A 1635-nucleotide genomic window follows, 5' to 3' on the forward strand; every position below is an offset into this window, starting at 1 on the left:
CGCCTCGAGCCGGCGCAGCGGCGGCCAGGCGGCCATGCGCGCGGCGGCGCGGCTGCCGACATCCCAGGTCCAGGCCTCGGCGAGCAGCACCAGCGCCGCCAGCTGGACCAGGGGCGCGAGCAGCCGGGGTCGTGCGTGTGCTCGTTTCATGGAGTACATGATACGGGAAGCGTGAGCCGGCGGCGCCGCTTGCCGTTACAATAAGCTGATGAACAAGGCATTCGTAAAAGAGTCCGACAACGACGATGACGACGCCGAGGCGTTGGCGCTGGCCCAGGCGATTCCCGCCGGGGCCAAGAACTACATCACCCCGGCCGGCTACAAGGCCATCAAGGACGAGCTGCTGCAGCTGATCGACGTCGACCGGCCCGAGGTGGTGAGGGTGGTGCACTGGGCCGCCTCGAACGGCGACCGCTCGGAGAACGGCGACTACATCTACGGCAAGCGCCGCCTGCGCGAGATCGACCGCCGCATCCGCTTCCTCACCAAGCGCATGGATTCGGCCTTCGTGGTCGACCCCAGCGTGCATCATGGCAACGACCAGGTCTTCTTCGGCGCCACCGTCACCTACCTCAACAAGGCGGGCGAGGAGCACACCGTGACCATCGTCGGAGTCGACGAGCTCGACCCGCTGCGCGGCAAGATCAGCTGGGTCTCGCCGGTGGCGCGCGCGCTGACCAAGGCGCGCGAGGGCGATGTCATCACGCTGCAGACGCCCCTCGGAACCGACGAGCTGGAGATTCTTTCAGTGGAATATCCGGAACCGGTGACCGACTAGGCCTCCTGAACTGGTAAGATGGACGATTCGCCGCTTTCCCAGCTTTCATGAACCGTTCCAACGATTCCGCGCGCGACACCGACGTACTGGCCGCGCTGCGGACTGCGACTGCCTCGCGGCACGAGCGGCTCGACAGCGGCCTGCCGCTGTCCGCACCCCTTCCTTCCCTCGACGATTACGCCGCGCACCTGCACATGGTGCGCGACTGGCTGGCGCCGCTCGAACGCTGGCTGGCCGGCTTTGCCGACGGCCCCCAGGCCGAACCCACGCTGCCGCCTACCGGACGCCTGGCCCTGATCCAGGCCGACCTTGCCGAGCCGCGCATGCCCGAGGTCCGGCCGCTGCGTCCCGCCCCGGCCTGGCCGGCGGATGCCAGCGCCGCCTGGCGCTGGGGCGTCGCCTACGTGATCGAAGGCTCGCAGCTGGGCGGCGCGGTCCTGTACGGCAAGCTGGCCGGGCCGCTGGCCCCGCATCCGCTGCGCTATCTGCGCGGCGACGAGGACGGCCCGGGCCCGCGCTGGCGCGCCTTCATGGGAGCGCTGCGTGCGAATGTCACCGGCCCGGTGGAGATCGCCGAGGCCTGCGCCGGGGCGTGTGCGGCCTTCGATGCGATCCTTGAACTGGCCCAGCTGGAAAAAAATTAAAAAAATCCGGGCGGCGATGTCGATTGCCGGCCTTCCCGATCGTCGTAGTGTCAACAACCAACCCAAACGGAGGATGCGATGCGATTCATGATCTTGCTGAAGGCGGACAAGCACAGCGAAGCGGGCGAAATGCCTGACGAGAAACTGCTCACTGACATGGGCAACTTCAACGACGAGCTGATCAAGGCCGGCGTGATGCTGGCCGGCGAAGGC

At 67.6% G+C, this 1635-nt stretch carries 2 protein-coding genes and 1 pseudogene; all 3 read left to right on the forward strand.

The window, feature by feature from the left end:
* Positions 1 to 208 precede the first annotated feature (208 nt).
* Positions 209 to 778, forward strand: coding sequence for a transcription elongation factor GreB (greB, locus tag B2R83_RS20005; protein WP_209588853.1), 570 nt, complete (start codon positions 209 to 211; stop codon positions 776 to 778).
* Between the two features lie 47 nt (positions 779 to 825).
* Entirely contained in the window at positions 826 to 1422 is a 597-nt protein-coding gene (locus tag B2R83_RS20010; protein WP_292044337.1) for a biliverdin-producing heme oxygenase, read from the forward strand.
* 78 nt (positions 1423 to 1500) lie between these two features.
* Positions 1501 to 1635 (forward strand): annotated as a pseudogene (locus B2R83_RS20015) (YciI family protein); the annotation flags it as partial.

It is taken from the genome of Massilia sp. UBA6681 (assembly GCF_002454935.1).
Taxonomy (GTDB): Bacteria; Pseudomonadota; Gammaproteobacteria; order Burkholderiales; family Burkholderiaceae_D; genus Telluria; species Telluria varians.